Raw genomic sequence first — 17,371 nt, 5'->3', positions numbered from 1 at the left:
CCGCTTCAAAGTCAAAAAGTGTGGTATAGTATGTAACAATAAATGAAAGGAGTGATTGGATGTCACGTCATGTAGCAGTTTTTGGAATGGGAAATGTTGGGTCTACTGTTGCCCATCAATTAATCCTTAATGGCCATGTTGATGAATTGACTTTATTTGATACCAATGAAGCAAAGGTGAAGGCAGATGCCTTAGACTTTGAAGATGCCATGAGTAACTTAAACCACAGCGTCAAAATCAATGTCAATGATCAAGCAGCCCTCAAATCAGCAGAAGTTATTGTTTCTGCTTTAGGGAACATTGGCTTAATTGGTGGCGACAACCCTGACCGCTTCGGTGAGTTAAAACACAACCGTGAACAAGTGAAAAAAGTTGGCCAAACGATTAAAGAATCAGGCTTTTCTGGGGTTTTAGTTGTCATTACTAACCCTAATGACGCGATTTGTAACTTGTACCAAGAAGTTATCGGCTTAGCCAAGGAAAAGGTTATCGGAACCGGGACTTTATTGGACTCCGCACGTTTACAACGGGCTGTGGGTAAATTATTTGATGTTCATCCTAAATCAGTCCAAGGTTACAGTTTAGGGGAACACGGGGACTCCCAATTTGTGGCTTGGTCAACCGTTAAAGTCATGGGCCAAAGCATTTACAAGCTATTAGAAAAAGTCGATTTCAGTTTAGAAGATGTCGACCAAGAAACCCGTGATGGCGGTTACGTGGTCTTCTCTGGCAAAAAATATACCAACTATGGGATTACAGCAGCTGCTGACCGTTTAGTCGACGCTGTTCTCTCCGATAGTCATGAAGAATTACCTGTTTCTAACTACCGTGAAGAATATGGCACCTATCTCTCCTACCCAGCCATCGTTGGTAAGGCAGGAATTGTTAAACAAAGTCAATTAGACTTGACCGAAGAAGAGCTTGCCAAATTACAAAACTCTGCCGACACCATCAAAGAAAAATCTAAAGTCGAAGATTAATATTAGAGTGCGACAAGCACACCAAAGAGCAAGACCTCTGGAAGAAAAGGGGGTAAGAATTCTCGCAGAGAATTTGTCGTCATTTTCTGAAGAGGACGCTTGCTCTGTGCTTGAAGCACGTTTTGATAGAGTGCGACAAGCACCTTCATATTGAGAAAGAGGCTAGGACATTTGCTCCTGCCTCTCTTTTTTCACACTCAAAAGTAAGCGCTTCCCTTGATTTTTAATGGCCTTCTTGACATACTGCAAGTAGAAAATTGTAGCGGTCGATAAGAATATGGAGGGATTAAGATGAAGGAGACTTTTAAAGCTGTTGTTGTGCGTAGCGATGGCGACGAAACCTCTTATGCTTTAGAAGATTACCAATTGGGAAATCAGTCAGTAGATGAGGGCGACACGATCGTCAAGCTGGCTTATTCATCGATGAATTATAAGGATATGCTAGCCACTCAGCACCAGGGAGGCGTGATCCGTTCCTATCCACTCATTCCTGGGATCGATGCCAGCGGGGAAATTGTTGAGTCAAGTCATCCTGAGGCTGAAATTGGGCAAAAAGTGATTAATACCTGTTCACAAGCGGGAGTGACCCATAACGGCGGTTATAGCCAATACCTCAAAGTGCCCTATGAGTGGTTAGTGACTCTGCCAGAGGGATTGAGTGAAAAAGAAGCCATGATCTATGGGACGGCTGGACTAACTGCTGCTTATTCGGTCGATAGTCTATTGAAGCACGGTATGACAGTAGACCAGCAGCCTGAAATATTGGTGACCGGCGCTAGTGGTGGGGTAGGCAGTATCGCCCTAGCTATTTTGCATAAACTAGGTTTTAAAAAGATTAGTGCTTTGATAAGGAAAGATTACCAAGAGCAACTAGTCAAAAGCTTAGGAGCTAATCAGGTCATCTGGCCAGCGGATTTAGAAGGAAACAAACCCTTGAACAAACGCCGCTTTGACTTTGTCTTAGATACAGTCGGTGGTCAAGTAGCTGCCCAAGCCATGACCTTTATTCGTGAGTGGGGTTCGATGACCCTGTGTGGAAATGCTGGTGGTAATCAGCTAGAGACCACTGTTCTCCCCTTGATTCTTAGAGGGGTCAACTTGCTAGGAATTAACAGCCAAGAACTCGATATCCATTACCGGCAGGAATTATGGAATAAACTCGCCAGTGACTGGAAGGTGGTTGATGTATTGACCTATGATAGTGTAGGCTTAAACCAAATTGAAGCGACAGTTGAGGCCTTAAAAGCAGGTAAACATATGGGGCGGACCATTATTGATCTACAAGATTTTTAAGCAATAAATGGACCAGTATAGGCCAGCTTGTGATAATAAACTTTTAAAAAAAGTGAAAATAGAGTAGGATGGAAGTGTAACGATTAAATTAATGGAGGTTATGCTATGAAGAAAAAATTTACTAATGCAGTAATTTATAAGCAAGCAGATGCCAATGAATTCATGGTTGAAGACGGCAAATTTACTGCTTTTGGTAAGGATTTAGGTGAAGCGGATGAAGTGATTGACTTAGGGGGCAAGTTAGTTATCCCACCTTATGTTGATTCTCACCTGCACTTAGACTACTATTTCACCGGAAAAGCTGATAACTCTGAAAATGCGACCGGGACCCTCTATGAAGGGATTGCTCGCTGGTCTCACATTAAACTCGGGCAAAGCAAAAAAGAAGCTAAGGAACGGATGTACCAAGCAGTCCGCGACGTGATGGCATATGGGACCCAATATATTCGGGCCCAAACGGACTGTACCGATCCTGAACTAAAAAATATTGAAGCCATGTTAGAAGTCCGTGATGAATTAAAAGATAAGGTCACCATCCAAGTAGTTGCCTTCCCTCAAGAAGGGGTCTTTGCCTATAAAGATGGTAATGGTCAAGGTTTAGAATTGATGGAAGAAGCCTTGAAAATGGGGGCCGATGTTTTAGGTGGGATTCCTCACTTCGAATGGTCGCGAGAACTCGGCGAAAAATCCATCCACAAAATTGTGGAATTAGCCATGAAATATGACAAGTTGATTGACGTCCACTGTGACGAAACCGACGACCCTGAGTCTCGCTTCGTTCAATTACTCAATGCCTTGGTCTTAACAGAAGGTTATGGACCAAAAACAACGGCTAGCCATACCTGTTCCCTAGGTTCGGCAGATGACGCTTATTTCTTCCGTCTCATGCAACTCTTCCAACAATCGAAGATGAACTTTACCTCCCAACCAACGGAAAATATGTACCTACAAGGTCGGTCAGACTCCTATCCAAAACGTCGTGGCTTAACCCGGGTAGCGGAATTTTTCCACAATGATATTAATGTTTCCTTTGGGCAAGACTCCATTGTCGATCCCTGGTATCCAGCAGGAAATGGGAACATGATGAATATCTTAGATAATGGAATCCATGCTGCTCAAATCATGTCTGACGAAGACTTTGAACGGGTCTTGGATTTAATTACCTATAATGGGGCTAAAACCCTTCATATCGAAGACCAATATGGCCTAGCAGCTGATAAACCAGCTAACTTCATCGTTTTAGATGCGCCAAGTCCATTTGAAGCGGTCCGTAACCGGGTAGAATGCCTGGCTTCGGTTCGCAACGGGGAATACCTCTTCAAGAAGAAACCACGTGAATTTGAAATTGGCTTAGACATTTAATAACAATAAGACTAAAAAAGCAGACGCTCTCAAACTGGTATGCTCCCCTTAAAGTAGACACTTGAAAAAGTAAAACTACTTTAGGGGGAGTTTTTTTATGCGTTCAAATAGAAAGCATTCACCAGCAGAGTTGGCTAAATACATCCATCTTTATGAAGAAGGAACTTCCTATGCCGAGCTTTGTGATCAATATGGTCTCTCAATTGATTCATCTGTCTTTAGAGAATATTATCTCAAATATCTAGAACATGGCTTTGCAGGGCTGGAATCACAGACAAAGAATAATTCTTATAGTGAAAAGTTTAAGCAGAACGTCGTTCAAGAATACTTGAATACAGACATCTCAATTACAAAAATTGCTAGAAAATACAATATCCCTAGCTTTTCTACTGTAAGGAATTGGATTACTAAGTATACTAAAAGGGAAGAATTAAAGGGCTACCACCCTAAACCCGAGGTGTATACAATGAAAAGCCAAAAGAAAACCTATCAGGAAAAAGTTGATATTGTTAAAGATTTTCTTGAAACAGGAATGTCTTATAAAGAGACTGCTGAAAAACATAAAGTTTCCTACAATAATGTTTACTCATGGGTCCAAAAGTATAAGAAATATGGTCCCAATGGGCTCATTGATAGTAGAGGACGCCGCAAACCGATGAGTATTCAAAATGAAGAAGAGAAGTTACGTACAGAATTAGCTGCGCTTAAAGCACGTAATGAATACTTAGAAACGGAAAATGCTGCTCTAAAAAAATTGAAAGAAGTGGAAAGAGAGTTGATGTCCGACGGACAAAATATCAAGCAGAGTTCAAAACAATCGAAAAATTAAGCCAGGAAGGACACAAAATAACATTCTTATGCCATTCGCTAGGTGTCAGTAGATCTGCTTATTATAAATGGCTCAACCGAGAGCCATCCAAGACAGAACAACGTTTACAGTGGCTAATGACTTTAATTCAAGAAGCTTATGATAAATATGAGGGCATCTATGGTTATCGTCGAATCACCATTTATCTTAATCACTTTAAGAATGCGCGGGTCAATCATAAGTGTGTCTATCGTCTCATGAAATTAATGGGTTTAAAATCTGTTATTCGCCGTAGGCGATATCACTACAAAAAAAGTAAGCCTCAGCACGTTGCAGAAAATGTGTTGAACCGTGAATTTGATAAAGATTATGAACCGATGCAGGTGTTGTTGACGGATATTACAGAGTTTAAATATGGCTATAACTATAGTTACAAAGCGTATTTAAGTGCGATTCTTGATTACGGAGCCAATAAGATTATTGCTTTTAAATTATCACAAAGGAATAACAATCAACTTGTTAAAGATACGATTGTTCAAGTAGAAGAAGAACTTATCCCTACAGAAACCCTCTTGCACAGTGACCGTGGTTTCCAATATACTTCGCATTTCTTTAAGCGTTTTGTTGACGAAAAACAGTTAATTCAAAGTATGTCTCGCGTAGGAAAATGTATTGATAACGGACCAATGGAAAATTTCTGGGGCATTATTAAAGAAGAGATGTATCGGTTGAAAACTTATGAAAGCTTTGAACAACTTGAAGAAGATATTAAACGCTACATCGAATTTTATAACACCGAACGTGTCACACTGGATATGGGCCTTAAAATTCCAGCTTAAATCCAAAGGTGATTAGCCGTTTGGCTAAAAAATTTAAAATTAAATCTAGTTTTAGTTAGACTGTCTGGGCTTGTTTGGCTTGTCCATCTTTTAAAACAGCTAATAGGCTTTGTCAAGGTGGAGAGCGGAGCGGACCTTGATAAAGGCTTGAAGCTGTTTACGCTCCCTCCTTGTCAAACAAGCCTGACCGCTAAACTATCTTTCGGATTAAGTTTTATGAAACATCCTATTCACTGATAAATAATACTTTAAAATCTAAAATAAAAACCATGCATGACAAAGATCACACATGGTAAAAAATTTATTTATTTATCTGTCTACTTGACAGGGAGCAGTTCAATCAGGGCGTCTGCTTTTTCTTTGCCTATTATTGGTAATCCTTAAAGTATGAGGTGGTGTCTTGTTGGTTTAATTGGCGGAGGTCCTGCCGGGTGGCTTGGGGTAAAGAACCGCCGTAATCCATAAATTCAACTAAGTCCTTAAAAGCACCTTGAGGAATAGCCAGGTCAGCTAAGTTTTCTGGATGGAGGCTAATATCGATGGTTTCTTCTTGACCTTGGGCCAATTTGGTTACGAAGTCAGGTTCTGTAACAAATACAGAAGAGAGCCCCACCATATCGGCATGTTCTAGGGCTGCTAAGGCCTTGTCGGGAGAATTAATGCCTCCGGTAGCAATGACAGGCACTCGTCCATTGATATGGTCTTTAACCACTTGATTGACATACTCGCCTTGGTGGTTGTCGCTACGGACTTTTTCCAGGTAAATGTCGTGGCCCCAGCTGGCAATGGCATAGTATTGGATATCAGCCACATCAAGGAGACGGTCGAAATAATTATTAAATTCATCGACACTATAGCCAACTTTATTACCCCGGGTTTCTTCTGGGGTGCCGCGAAAGCCCAGGATAAAGTTCTTCACCCCGGATTCATCAATCGCCTCTTGGATGGCTTGGGTGGCCTCAACCCCAAAACGGGCCCGGTTTTCTAAACTTTGGGGGCCGTAGTGGTCCTCTCTTTGGTTAGAGAAGGGGGAGAAGAATTGTTGGGGTAAGAGCCGTTGGGCATTAGAAATTTCTACCCCATCAAAACCGGCTTCAATAGCCCGCCTAGTGGCTTCCTTATATTGTTGGATGACATGGTCAATTTTACGCTGACTCATGGCTAAGACATCATGTTCGACTGGACTCTTGAGATGCATGTAGCTAGGTCCGTAGACGACATGGTAGTCCTTTAAGGTAGCCTTAGCAAAACGCCCAGCGTGGGTCAGTTGGAGGATAGCCTTGGCGCCGTCTTTTTTCATGGCCTTGGCTAGTCGACTTAAGCCTTCAATAAAACGGTCATCGCGGACACTGGGGCCAAATTCAAATAATTGGGCATAGTCTTCAATATAGGCCGCTGTGGTGACCTGTAAGGGGGCAGACTGGCTACGTCTCTTGGCATAGTTGACGTCTTCATCGGTCACAAATCCCTCGCGAGTGGACGAATTAGTCGTCAAGGGGTTTAAGGAAAAGCGGTTAGCCAATTCAATCCCATTGGGCAAGGTCAGTGGTTGGAATAAGGCTTGGTATTTAGGGTTCAATGCTTGCTTCATAATAACCTCCTAATGATTTTATTAATTATATTCTATGGCTTTTAGCTTAAAATGCCAAGTCAAGCTAAGTGTGAATCTTCTCTAGGGTCCAGTGAATGTTCTTAGCCATGCCGTGTTATACTATAAGTGAATAAAATAAAGGAGGTCTATCGGGTGAAAGTAAGTGTTTTAGATTATGCAGTGATTGATGAAGGCGAAACAGCCAGCCAGGCCCTAGCCCATACGATTCAGTTAGCTCAAAAGGCGGAAGCCTTGGGTTATCAGCGCTTTTGGATGGCTGAACACCATAATGTTCCTGCCTTTGCCAGTTCGAGCCCTGAAGTCATTATGATGCAGTTGCTTAACCATACCCAGCGTATTCGGATTGGTTCGGGAGGCATCATGTTGCCCCATTACAGCCCCTACAAAGTGGTGGAAAACTTTAAGGTGATGGAGGCTTATTTTCCAGGGCGGATTGACTTAGGAGTTGGCAATAACATGGGGACACCAGTCGTCAGGAAGGCACTGGAACGGGCTGGCGACAAGATTCCTTCTTATGAAGAGGACTTGAGACAAGTCTATGACTATCTCACTCAAAGCGAGGATGGGCAAACTAAGATTCTAGCCAATCCTCAAGTTGAAGACTTACCGGCAATGTGGCTCTTATCCACTAGTGTTCGCCGGGCTAAGTGGGCCGCTGAAGCAGGCTGTGCCTATGTCTATGGCATCTTCCCTTATGCCAGAGAGGATGCCCTTGAAGTGGGACGGCAAGCCATTGCCACTTACCGCAAGTACTTTAAAGCCTCACAATTATTAGAGGAACCTAAGGCCATGTTTTCAGCCTTTGTGGCGACTGCTGACCAAGAAGAAGAGGCGGAAGACTTGACCCGGTCGCTGGATTTATGGCTTTTAGGTCAAGATCAATTTTCTTACTACCAACGGATGCCATCCGTCAAAACGGCCAAAACAACCGAAATCACCAGTCAGATGGCTGAAAAAATTAAGAGCAACCGTAGTCGGATGCTCCATGGTAAGGCCAGCCAAGTGGCCAGCCAGCTGAAGGACTGGATCGAGTACTTAGATGCCGACGAAGCACTGATTATGCCCCTAGTTCCAGGAATTGACAAGCGAATGCAGACGCTTGAACTTCTGGCTCGCTATTTGGGGACCAAATAGGGTTAGGAACAAAAATACTTTCTTATAATCGTAAAACATCTTTATTTAGTACAAAATATTTGTCGCTTTGTGTAAATTTTAAAGGGAAAGTTCATATTATTTTAAAATATTATTAAAGGTTGATATAATTAAGGTAATAAAAATAGTAATATTTTGTATTAGGAGGAGATTATAATGGATTTCTTACATACTTTATTAGATCCAATTATCGCAGCAGTTCCTAATATCCTAGGGACTATTCTCTTAATCCTTATTGCCTGGATTATTGCGGTAATTGTACGTAAATTGATTGTCAAAGGCCTGCGTGCCATTCATGCTGACCGCACTTTTCAAAAGTGGGGAGTGGCCAAGAATGAATCAGATGCCAAGGGTGTTATTAAAACAGTAGCCAGTGTTGGTTATTACTTGGTCTTTGTATTCTTCTTACCAGCGTTTTTAAATGGGTTAAATATCGGTGGCGTTCTCGAACCAATTACCAATATGTTCGATAAGTTCTTTGCTTTCATTCCAAATATTATTGGGTCTGGACTTATCTTGGTATTGGCTTTCTATCTCTGTGGATTTGTCCGCGACTTGGTACAAGGTTTACTGGAAAAGGTTGATATCGATGGCTGGATGAATAAACTGGTTAACAAATCTGAAGGTGCTGTTGGTGAAACTGTCAAAGACCAAGTTGACGCTGCACCAAGTGGCAATAAATTAGCCAAAGTTGGCGCAACCATTGTTTATGTTTTACTCTTCATCCCACTATTAACCGCTGCTTTAGAAGTTTTAGGTATTGAATCGATTAGCCGTCCAATTATTAATGTCTTAAATATGATGTTAGCGGCTATTCCAAATATCTTGGTAGCAGCGATCTTAATTGCTGTGGGTGGCCTAGTTTCTAAGTTAGTTGGCGACTTGATCGAAAACTTACTGGAAGCAGCTAATATCAATAAATATACCAAGTATCTTAATGCTAGTGGCGATGTCAATGTGAAATTATCAGCGATCGTTGCCAATATCGTCAAAGCAGTCATTGTCATCTTCTTCTTTGTTGAAGCTCTCAACGTCCTTCAATTAGAAGTCTTAAATACCATTGGTGCTGCAATTATTGCCTACCTACCATTAGTATTATCCGCTGTGATCATTCTGATCTTAGGGGTTGTGGGTGGAAATCTCTTATCCCAATTCCTCAAAGAATCAACCGGATCCAATATATTAGCTAATATTGTTCAATATGGTTTAATTGCTCTGGCTATCTTCATGGCTCTTGACCAATTACAATTTGCTCAAACCATTGTTAATACTGGTTTCATGTTCATTGTTGGTGGAGCAGCAGTTGCCTTTGCCTTAGCCTTTGGTTTAGGTGGACGTGACTTTGCTAAGAAGCAATTAGAACACCTTGATCGTAAATTACATGAGGGTGAAGAAGACAAGAAGGACCAAAATGGTGACCACTCTCAATTCTAAAAGTAAGCGATAAATAAAGTAAGACTGTGGCTTTTGTCACAGTCTTTTTTTGACCCTTAAAAGGAAAGGCTTATTTTTAATTAATAAAAACGATATTATTTACAAAGAAAATTATCATTTATTTAATCACTTAAAAGAGATTTAAATTTTTGGGTCTATCTCACTTCTGTGCTAGAATAGTTAAGGGTAAGTTGGGGCCAGTGATTTGCTCCAACATGAAATTTAAACAAAAGGAGAATGAAGAATGACAAAACGTGGAAATTACTTATTTGTAGAACAAAATGGCGATCTTTATACGGTATCCATGACTCCTGAACTACAAGATGATATTGGTACAGTGGGCTATGCTGAATTTGCTCAAGAAGACCAAGTTGAAAAAGATGCTGCCTTGTTAAATATTGAAGCATCAAAAACTGTGATGGAAATTCAATCCCCACTCAAGGGGACCGTGGTTGAACGCCATACTGAAGTGGTTGACCAACCATCCTTATTGAATTCTGCTAAAAGCGAAGAAAACTGGATTGTTCGCTTAAAAGATGTCGACCCAGCTGAATTTGACGCTTTAGAAGAAGCCTAGGGTGATATTGAATGATTCTGTGCTAGAGGCCAGGCCTTTAGCATAGGATTTTTTTATTGGGGGGAGTAGCTTGACATCAGAAGAATTGCTAAGGCAAATGATTGATTATTTAGAAGCCGAGCGAAGGGATAAGTACTATCTCAGAAGGAAGGTTGAAGGCAGACCTGACTATGGTGATTATTCCTTGCATGACAAGTGGCGGGCCCTGATTAATACCCGTCCCGCCTGGCCAATTAGTGAAGATTACCTGGATTTAGAAGATGACTATTTAAAGCGCTGGCGTGATCAAGAAGGGACCGTTAGCCTGGACCAATTAGAGCCAGCCTTAGACCGGATTTATCTTTGGCAAGGCGATATTTGTCGGTTAGCAGTTGATGGGATTGTCAATGCGGCGAATTCCTTTCTGTTAGGGTGTTTTATCCCTAATCACAAGTGCATTGATAATACCATCCAAACCCGCGCCGGTGTTCGTCTGCGCCTAGAGCTGAACGATATCATGGAAGACCAGGGCCACAATGAGCCGGTTGGCAAGGTCAAGACAACCTCGGCTTACCACTTGCCGGCTAAGTATATTCTTCATACCGTGGGCCCAAGAATTGAATCTGACCGGGTCAGTCCCATCCGCCAAAACCTGCTCAAGCAGTCCTATCTTTCCTGCTTAAAAGAGGCCGATCGACTGGGGTTGACGAGCTTAGCTCTCCCATGTATTTCTACGGGCGAGTTCCACTTTCCTAATGATCTCGCTGCTCAAATTGCCTTCAATACAGTAAGAGACTATTTAAAGAAAAGCGGTTCATCTTTGCAAGTGATTTTCAATGTTTATCTGGAACAAGACCTTCATTTATATCAGGACTTAATTGACAGACTAGAAGGGGAAGAGTAGATGAGTGATAAAGAAACAGTTTGGCAAGCCTTAAGCCAAAATTATAGTAATGAATCAGACCTTTTGCGGGCCTTAATGGAAGAAGCCCAGGCCATCCTGGTGGGGATCGGTGCGGGTATGTCAGCTGCTGACGGCTTTACCTATGTGGGGGAGCGCTTTGAACAGGCATTTCCTGACTTTATTGAAAAGTTTAATTTGTTTGATATGTTGCAAGCTTCCCTCTATGATTACCCCAGTTTGGAAGAATATTGGGCTTTTGCCAGTCGCTTTGCCATTATGAATGGGATTGAACAAGAAGCTGGTAAGGCCTACCAACATTTTAACCAATACCTTCAAGGTAAAAATTACTTTATTATTACCACCAATGCTGATAACGCCTTTCCTAAGGCTGGCTATGACATGGATAAGGTCCACTACTACCAAGGGAAGTATGTTCTCATGCAGTGTAAGAAGCATTGCCAGCCAGTGACCTACCGCGATGACGCCTTGCTCTACCGTATGGCTAAGGAACAAGAAAATATGCGGATTCCTAGTGAACTCGTTCCTTATTGCCCAAATTGTGGCGCCCCCTTGGAGTTAAATAAACGGACAGCGGAAAATGGCATGGTAGAGGATAAGGACTGGCAGGTTCACCAAGCAGCCTATGAAGACTTTGTTAAGAAAAATCAATATGATAAGATACTTTATTTAGAAATTGGTGTGGGAAATACCACCCCACAATTTATTCGCCAACCCTTCCAAGCCTGGACTAAGGAAAATCCAAAGGCCTTATATGTGATGATGAATCAAAAACCCTATCATATTCCACCATCCATTAAAGACCAAAGCTTACGGCTAACCGATGATATTCAAAAAACATTATGTGAACTTTAAAAGGACAAGTGAGAAAAAATGTATTTAATTGATTTAAAACGTGATGGTCAACGGATTTATGACGGGTCCCTAGCCTTGGCAGCTCAAGTCTATGCCCAAAGCCATATTTTCTTGGATGAGGACATTCTCTTTCCCTATATGTGTGATCCTAAAGTAGAAATTGGTAAATACCAAAACGCCCGGGCTGAGGTTAACCAAGACTATATTGACCAAGAAAATATTCAAGTGGTTCGCCGCGATACTGGTGGTGGTGCGGTTTACTGCGACCGCGGTGCCATCAATGTCTGCTTTCTAGCTGACCATAAATCCAATGATTTATTTGGTAACTTCGAAAAAATGTACCAACCAGGTATCAAGGCCTTAGAGGACATGGGGGTTCAAGGCTTACATACTAAGGGTCGTAATGACATGTACCTAGGTGATAAGAAGGTGTCAGGCGCTGCCATGACCTTAGTCGGTGACCGGGTCTATGGTGGTTTCTCCCTCCTCTTTGATATTGATGCTGAAGCCATGGTGAAGGCCTTAAATCCTAACCAAAAGAAAATTATTTCTAAGGGGATTAAGTCGGTTAAGAGTCGGGTAGCTCCGATTCGTCCAGCCTTAGCGCCAGAATTTCAAGTCATGTCCATGGATGAGCTCTTTGAAGCCTTAGTTTGCCGCCTCTTTGGTGTAGAGAACTTCGGACAAATTAAACAATATGAATTAACTGAGGAAGATTGGCAAGGAATTGACCAATTAGCTAAGGAAAAATATAAGAATTGGGATTGGAACTATGGCAAGGCTCCTCAATACACTTACAACCGTGATGACCACTTTGACCAAGTAGGAACGGTTGAAATTTCCATTGAGGTTGAAGAGGGTAAAATTAGCCACTGTAAGATCTGGGGCGATTTCTTTGGCCAAGCCGATATTGCTGAATTAGAAAAGCAATTAATCGGTGTGAAGATGCGTCGAGACGACCTCTTAAAGGCACTGGAAAAGGTCCAACTCGAGAATTATATCAGTCACATGACGCCTGAACTACTCGTCGATCTTATTCTCTCTTAATAAGTTAAAAGCGATTTTCTCAATAGTAAGGCTGGGACAAAAGTCTCAGCCTTTTTTTAAAACACGAACTATTTATTCAAAACGTGCTCCAGTCACAGGACGAACGTCCATTTCGCACAGGGTGTGAGACTTGGCGCCTAGGCTTGGATGATTGGAGCAAGTCAGAATAAAAGCGAAACATTCGCTTGTTTCTGACTTGTGAAATCACTCCAAGTCTGCCAAGTCAAACCCAACTAAAAACTGGTAACGCTCAGTTTAGTTGAGTTCGTACGCCAGCCTTGAAGTTGCTTCAGAAAATTCCAACGCACAGATTAGTTGAGTTCGGAAGGGGTAGGGGATGTCCTTTCAGAAAAGATGAACGATCAACAAGTTGATCTTATCATCTTTTCCTCCAAGGAATCGCCCTCCCTGATCCTTCCTCACATCCTTATATCTGAGCTTATCCCAGTTTTCTCCAGCGATTTCGTCCTTTAGTGTGACTGTCACACTCTCTTAAAGAAAATCGCTTTTTTAGTGGTTGAGAATCGTCTCGATTTCAGCGAGGGAAGAGACAAAGTGGATTTGGTCTAATTCTTCTTGGGGCATGAAGGCTTCGGCTACCATAGTCTTGAGGAGGGAGTGGAGGACGTCATAGAAGTGGTCAACGTTGTAAATAATGATGGGGGTCTGCTTCTTACCCAGGCGTTTCCATACCAAACTGTCGAAGAGTTCTTCCATGGTTCCCAAGCCCCCGGGAAAGACAATCATGGCGTCGGCTAATTCCATCAGTTTTTCTTTGCGTTGATTCATGGTATCAACGACCTCTAAGTGATGGATATCGTAATTGGCGACTTCGGCCTCGACTAGGACCAGGGGTATAATTCCGATGACTTGACTACCGCTTTGGCTGGCTGCAGTGGCAATGGTCCCCATTAAACCAGTCCGACCACCGCCATAGACCAACTGATGATTATTTTGGCCAATCCATTCGCCTAATTGCCAGATCAGGTGTTCGTAACGTTCATTGATCCCTAAATGGGAACCACAGTAAACCGTAATTTTCATTCAATAATCTCCTTTTTATCGATGAGAATAAGTGCTTTAACCAGTATAACTAAAGCCAGACCTAAAGTAAAAAAGTGAGAATTGTCTAATTAATTCACAATTGTATATTTTATTTAAATCATTAAAAAAGAATAGCTAAAAATCGCTTGACAAAGGCTTTTGCCTCTTTTAAAATTATCCATGTGAATAAGTAATCTATGCGAAATAGATTAATAATGTGAAGGTTCACACTTATGAAAGGATGAAAGTGATGACTAAGATTTATATGTATGGTGTCAGCGAACAAGAAGAAGATCTCGCTAAAAAATGGGGCGAAGACAACAATGTTGAATTAACCCTTGATGCAGATATTCTTTCTGAAGCAACTGTTGACCGTTGTGAAGGATACGATGGGGTATCTACTTACCAATATACTCCTCTAGAAGACAGCGTTTACCCAGTTTTAAAGAGCTTTGGTATTAAAAACATTGCCCAACGTATGGCTGGTTTCGACCCTTACAACCTTGAATTAGCTGCCGAAAATGACGTGATCATTTCTAATGTGCCAGCTTATTCTCCAGAATCCATTGCTGAATACACTCTAGCACAAGCCTTAAACGCTATTCGTAAATTATATACCGTTAGAGACCATTCTAACCACCATGATTTCAGAGAATCTCTCTATATCCGTGGCCAACGTTTAGGGACTAAGACTGTTGCTATCTTAGGTACGGGCCGTATTGGTCAAGCAACTGCTCGTCTTTTCAAAGGCTTCGGCTGCAAGATCCTTGGTTACGACCTCTATCCAAATGACAAATTAGGGGACTTATTGGAATACCGTGACACACCAGAAGAATGTGTGAAAGAAGCCGACATTATTTCCCTTCACTTACCTTCAACTGATGATACCTATCATTTATTTAACGCTGACTTACTCAAACAATGTAAGGAAGGCGCTGTGATTATCAATGCTGGTCGTGGAGCTTTAATTGACACTGACGCTTTACTTGACGCTCTTGATGCAGGTCATTTACAAGCTGCTATGTTAGACACCTATGAAAACGAATTCGACTATGTCAAACATGACTGGTCACATAAGGGGATTGTTGACCAAACCTTCTTACGTTTATTACATCATCCAGCAGTATCCTACACCCCACATATTGCCTACTATACTGATGAATCTGTTCAAAACATGGTCTTCCATGCCTTGAATGCGACGAAATCAGTGATTGAAACTGGCGATACTGAATTACGCGTTAACTAATTGTTAATAGATAAATATAAACAAAATAAAAAGGCTAGCCCTAGCTGTTAAAGCTATGGGGCTAGTCTTTTTTGCCTTATCAAATAGGTTGTGGGGAAGCCTGCTGTCTTATTTGATTTTAATCCTTTGACCAGGCATAAGCGCAGGCCTGGTCATGCCGTTTAAGGCCATTAACTCGTCGACCGTCATACCATGGTCTTGGGCGATGCGGTAGAGGCTATCGCCGGCTTGGACCTGATAGCTGTCTCCGTTTTGGACCTGGCTCTCTTCTGAGGGATACTCGCTGCTAGAATTTGAGCTATCTGGATCAATGGTCTCTTGTGGCAGCTTGGAATCCGCTACTTTTTCTTCCTCTGGTCGCTTGATTCTTGCAGCCCTTCTTGGGTAACGAGCCCGTTTAGACTCATACTGGGCGATTTTTTCATCGAGAATGGCTGGGTCTTGGTCCTGTTCTTTAGTGGTCAAGGCCTGGTCGGCTGGCTCCGTTTCCTCTGGCCCATGATAAATAGAGACATCGTCTTGGTCAATCTCCCAGTTATCGGCTTGGTAATGGTCTTGGCCAGCCAGTTGTGAGGATTGCGCCTTGAGATTTAAGGGATTATCACTTGTCGTACCCTGATAGCTGGGGCTTGCTAGGAAGAAGATCAGTCCAAAAATGCCAAGGGCCACTCCCCATTGGAGAGGTTTAGCCAGTTTTTGCCAGAAGCTTTTAAGAGGAGTTAAACCCGGCTGGAGTTGGCTATTGACCTTTTCTTGGACTTGACGCTTGAACGGACTGTCTTGCTCCTTGTTTTGTTTGTTGCTGTGAGGCAGGGCCTGGTCAATTCTCTTAAAAAGTGGTAGCAGGATGCGGGTCAGCTGGTCAATGAGATAATAAACTAGGCGGGCCAGCATCTTAATGAGGGATTTGAGGGTGGCTAGGATTTCCTGGACTAACTTGTGCCAGGAAAAATTGGGCCCTTGTGAATCTGACATAGGCTTTCCTTTCTTCATTTAAACAGGTTTTCTCTAGTTTAAACATTTTAGGATGAACATGCAAGCTAGCTAAGAAGCTTTCGGTAAAACTAGCGGGACTTTCTTATTAAAATCAGCCAACAAAAAAGAGCTTGCCAAAAGTGACAAACTCTTTCTTTACCCTTAATCTTCGTAACCGTTAGGGCAGGTTTCTTGCCAGTGCCAGGAATCCCGGCACATGTCAGCTAAATCTTCTTCTGCTTCCCAGCCTAGCAGTTCTTTAGCGTAGGAAGGATCCGCATAACATTCAGCCACATCGCCAGCCCGACGTTCGTCAATAACATAAGGAAGGTCAACATGGTTAACTTCTTGGAAGGTATTGACTAAGTCCAGGACGGAATAGCCTTGACCAGTGCCTAAGTTGACAATTTCAAGGCCTTGGTGTTTATTGGCATAGTCGATAGCTGCGACGTGGCCCTTAGCTAAGTCAACCACGTGGAGGTAATCGCGGACTCCAGTACCATCATGGGTATCGTAGTCATTACCAAAAACATGTAATTTTTCTAACTTACCAATGGCTACCTGGGTGATATAAGGCATGATATTATTAGGAACACCTTGAGGGTCTTCACCAATCAGACCGCTTTCGTGGGCCCCGATCGGGTTGAAGTAACGTAAGATCATAATGGACCAGTCAGGATGAGCCTTATAGGTATCTTTTAAGATTTGTTCGCCCATGACCTTACTATAGCCGTATGGATTGGTAGCACTGGTTGGCAAGTCTTCGGTTAGGGGGGAGACATTGTTCATCCCATAGACCGTGGCACTTGAAGAATAGACAAATTCCTTCACACCAAATTCCTTCATTACTTTTAACACTTGAAGGAGTCCACCCATATTATTGTGATAGTAGTCAATGGGTTTTTCAACGGATTCACCGACCGCTTTAAAGGCTGCATAGTGAATGACAGCATCGATGGATTCTTTTTCAAAGATTTGGCGTAAGGCATCTCCATCTAAGATATTGGCTTCATAGAAAGTTGGACGCTTGCCAGCAATTTTTTCGATGCGATCAAGGACGGTTGGCTTACTATTAGAGAAGTCGTCGACAATAACAACATCGTAGCCAGAGTTGATTAATTCAATAACGGTATGCGAACCAATGTAGCCCGCTCCGCCTGTAACTAAAATGGACATAAGTCTCTCCTTTATTCATTTTATTACTTGGTGAAATTCACTGATTATTCTTATTATACCATTGAAAAGA

Annotated in this window: 16 protein-coding genes; 12 read left to right on the top strand and 4 right to left on the bottom strand. The window is 42.2% G+C overall.

The genetic code is table 11. The features are described 5' to 3' along the window. Positions 1–59 precede the first annotated feature (59 nt). The 5 genes from AWM73_RS06725 (at position 60) to AWM73_RS06705 (ending at position 5,282) form a co-directional block, all read left to right on the top strand. Positions 60–980 (top strand): L-lactate dehydrogenase, encoded by a 921-nt coding sequence (locus AWM73_RS06725; protein ID WP_060778644.1) that lies wholly within the window; start codon positions 60–62, stop codon positions 978–980. A gap of 291 nt (positions 981–1,271) precedes the next feature. Beyond that, positions 1,272–2,273 carry a YhdH/YhfP family quinone oxidoreductase gene (locus tag AWM73_RS06720; protein ID WP_060778643.1) on the top strand — a complete coding sequence of 334 codons (1,002 nt, stop codon included), beginning with the start codon at positions 1,272–1,274 and terminating at the stop codon, positions 2,271–2,273. 105 nt (positions 2,274–2,378) lie between these two features. After that, a complete protein-coding gene (locus AWM73_RS06715) occupies positions 2,379–3,635 on the top strand; it encodes an amidohydrolase family protein (RefSeq protein WP_060778642.1) in 1,257 nt (418 codons plus the stop codon). A 97-nt stretch (positions 3,636–3,732) separates the two neighbouring features. Continuing rightward, the gene (locus AWM73_RS06710; RefSeq protein WP_060778641.1) at positions 3,733–4,464 is read left to right on the top strand and encodes a helix-turn-helix domain-containing protein; all 732 of its coding nucleotides are present in this window, start codon (positions 3,733–3,735) and stop codon (positions 4,462–4,464) included. Next, on the top strand, positions 4,356–5,282 hold the full coding sequence (locus tag AWM73_RS06705) for an IS3 family transposase (RefSeq protein WP_111818076.1): 927 nt from the start codon (positions 4,356–4,358) through the stop codon (positions 5,280–5,282). Before AWM73_RS06710 ends, AWM73_RS06705 begins: the two co-directional genes overlap by 109 nt. 367 nt (positions 5,283–5,649) lie before the next feature. Here AWM73_RS06705 and AWM73_RS06700 read toward each other — a convergent pair whose 3' ends face one another. Continuing rightward, complete coding sequence (locus AWM73_RS06700; RefSeq protein WP_060778640.1) at positions 5,650–6,873, bottom strand: NADH-dependent flavin oxidoreductase; 1,224 nt, start codon at positions 6,871–6,873, stop codon at positions 5,650–5,652. Positions 6,874–7,026: 153 nt separating this feature from the next. Between AWM73_RS06700 and AWM73_RS06695 the strand changes: the two genes are divergently transcribed. The 6 genes from AWM73_RS06695 to AWM73_RS06670 all read left to right on the top strand — a co-directional run bounded on the left by AWM73_RS06695 (position 7,027) and on the right by AWM73_RS06670 (position 12,860). After that, positions 7,027–8,028 carry an LLM class flavin-dependent oxidoreductase gene (locus AWM73_RS06695; RefSeq protein WP_060778639.1) on the top strand — a complete coding sequence of 334 codons (1,002 nt, stop codon included), beginning with the start codon at positions 7,027–7,029 and terminating at the stop codon, positions 8,026–8,028. Between the two features lie 174 nt (positions 8,029–8,202). Next, on the top strand, positions 8,203–9,480 hold the full coding sequence (locus tag AWM73_RS06690; RefSeq protein ID WP_060778638.1) for a mechanosensitive ion channel: 1,278 nt from the start codon (positions 8,203–8,205) through the stop codon (positions 9,478–9,480). Between the two features lie 244 nt (positions 9,481–9,724). Then, positions 9,725–10,057: a glycine cleavage system protein H gene (locus AWM73_RS06685; RefSeq protein WP_060778637.1), complete on the top strand. Its 333-nt coding sequence runs from the start codon at positions 9,725–9,727 to the stop codon at positions 10,055–10,057. A gap of 70 nt (positions 10,058–10,127) precedes the next feature. Then, positions 10,128–10,940: a protein-ADP-ribose hydrolase gene (locus AWM73_RS06680; protein ID WP_060778636.1), complete on the top strand. Its 813-nt coding sequence runs from the start codon at positions 10,128–10,130 to the stop codon at positions 10,938–10,940. Beyond that, entirely contained in the window at positions 10,941–11,813 is an 873-nt protein-coding gene (locus AWM73_RS06675; protein ID WP_060778635.1) for an SIR2 family NAD-dependent protein deacylase, read from the top strand. Between the two features lie 18 nt (positions 11,814–11,831). Beyond that, positions 11,832–12,860: a lipoate--protein ligase gene (locus AWM73_RS06670; RefSeq protein WP_060778634.1), complete on the top strand. Its 1,029-nt coding sequence runs from the start codon at positions 11,832–11,834 to the stop codon at positions 12,858–12,860. 510 nt (positions 12,861–13,370) lie between these two features. On the opposite strand, the gene AWM73_RS06665 is transcribed toward AWM73_RS06670, so the two are convergent. Beyond that, positions 13,371–13,904, bottom strand: a complete 534-nt coding sequence (locus AWM73_RS06665; protein ID WP_060778633.1) for an LOG family protein — start codon at positions 13,902–13,904, stop codon at positions 13,371–13,373. A gap of 250 nt (positions 13,905–14,154) precedes the next feature. Here AWM73_RS06665 and AWM73_RS06660 point away from each other — a divergent pair, with 250 nt between their 5' ends. Further along, positions 14,155–15,150 (top strand): D-2-hydroxyacid dehydrogenase, encoded by a 996-nt coding sequence (locus tag AWM73_RS06660; RefSeq protein WP_013669562.1) that lies wholly within the window; start codon positions 14,155–14,157, stop codon positions 15,148–15,150. A gap of 108 nt (positions 15,151–15,258) precedes the next feature. Here AWM73_RS06660 and AWM73_RS06655 read toward each other — a convergent pair whose 3' ends face one another. Both AWM73_RS06655 and galE read right to left on the bottom strand, forming a co-directional pair. After that, entirely contained in the window at positions 15,259–16,125 is an 867-nt protein-coding gene (locus tag AWM73_RS06655) for a LysM peptidoglycan-binding domain-containing protein (RefSeq protein ID WP_060778632.1), read from the bottom strand. 162 nt (positions 16,126–16,287) lie between these two features. Continuing rightward, positions 16,288–17,301, bottom strand: a complete 1,014-nt coding sequence (gene galE, locus AWM73_RS06650; RefSeq protein ID WP_060778631.1) for a UDP-glucose 4-epimerase GalE — start codon at positions 17,299–17,301, stop codon at positions 16,288–16,290. Between the last annotated feature and the right edge of the window lie 70 nt (positions 17,302–17,371).

This window comes from Aerococcus urinae (assembly GCF_001543175.1).
Lineage (GTDB): Bacteria > Bacillota > Bacilli > Lactobacillales > Aerococcaceae > Aerococcus > Aerococcus urinae.
This window is presented reverse-complemented; position numbering and strand designations above follow the sequence as displayed.

Coding starts and splice junctions, on each gene's coding strand:
- AWM73_RS06720 (WP_060778643.1), top strand. CDS start 1,272: ATGAAGGAGACTTTTAAAGCTGTTGTTGTGCGTAGCGATGGCGACGAA.
- AWM73_RS06725 (WP_060778644.1), top strand. CDS start 60: ATGTCACGTCATGTAGCAGTTTTTGGAATGGGAAATGTTGGGTCTACT.
- AWM73_RS06660 (WP_013669562.1), top strand. CDS start 14,155: ATGACTAAGATTTATATGTATGGTGTCAGCGAACAAGAAGAAGATCTC.
- AWM73_RS06700 (WP_060778640.1), bottom strand. CDS start 6,873: ATGAAGCAAGCATTGAACCCTAAATACCAAGCCTTATTCCAACCACTG.
- galE (WP_060778631.1), bottom strand. CDS start 17,301: ATGTCCATTTTAGTTACAGGCGGAGCGGGCTACATTGGTTCGCATACC.
- AWM73_RS06670 (WP_060778634.1), top strand. CDS start 11,832: ATGTATTTAATTGATTTAAAACGTGATGGTCAACGGATTTATGACGGG.
- AWM73_RS06665 (WP_060778633.1), bottom strand. CDS start 13,904: ATGAAAATTACGGTTTACTGTGGTTCCCATTTAGGGATCAATGAACGT.
- AWM73_RS06675 (WP_060778635.1), top strand. CDS start 10,941: ATGAGTGATAAAGAAACAGTTTGGCAAGCCTTAAGCCAAAATTATAGT.
- AWM73_RS06710 (WP_060778641.1), top strand. CDS start 3,733: ATGCGTTCAAATAGAAAGCATTCACCAGCAGAGTTGGCTAAATACATC.
- AWM73_RS06685 (WP_060778637.1), top strand. CDS start 9,725: ATGACAAAACGTGGAAATTACTTATTTGTAGAACAAAATGGCGATCTT.
- AWM73_RS06715 (WP_060778642.1), top strand. CDS start 2,379: ATGAAGAAAAAATTTACTAATGCAGTAATTTATAAGCAAGCAGATGCC.
- AWM73_RS06690 (WP_060778638.1), top strand. CDS start 8,203: ATGGATTTCTTACATACTTTATTAGATCCAATTATCGCAGCAGTTCCT.
- AWM73_RS06655 (WP_060778632.1), bottom strand. CDS start 16,125: ATGTCAGATTCACAAGGGCCCAATTTTTCCTGGCACAAGTTAGTCCAG.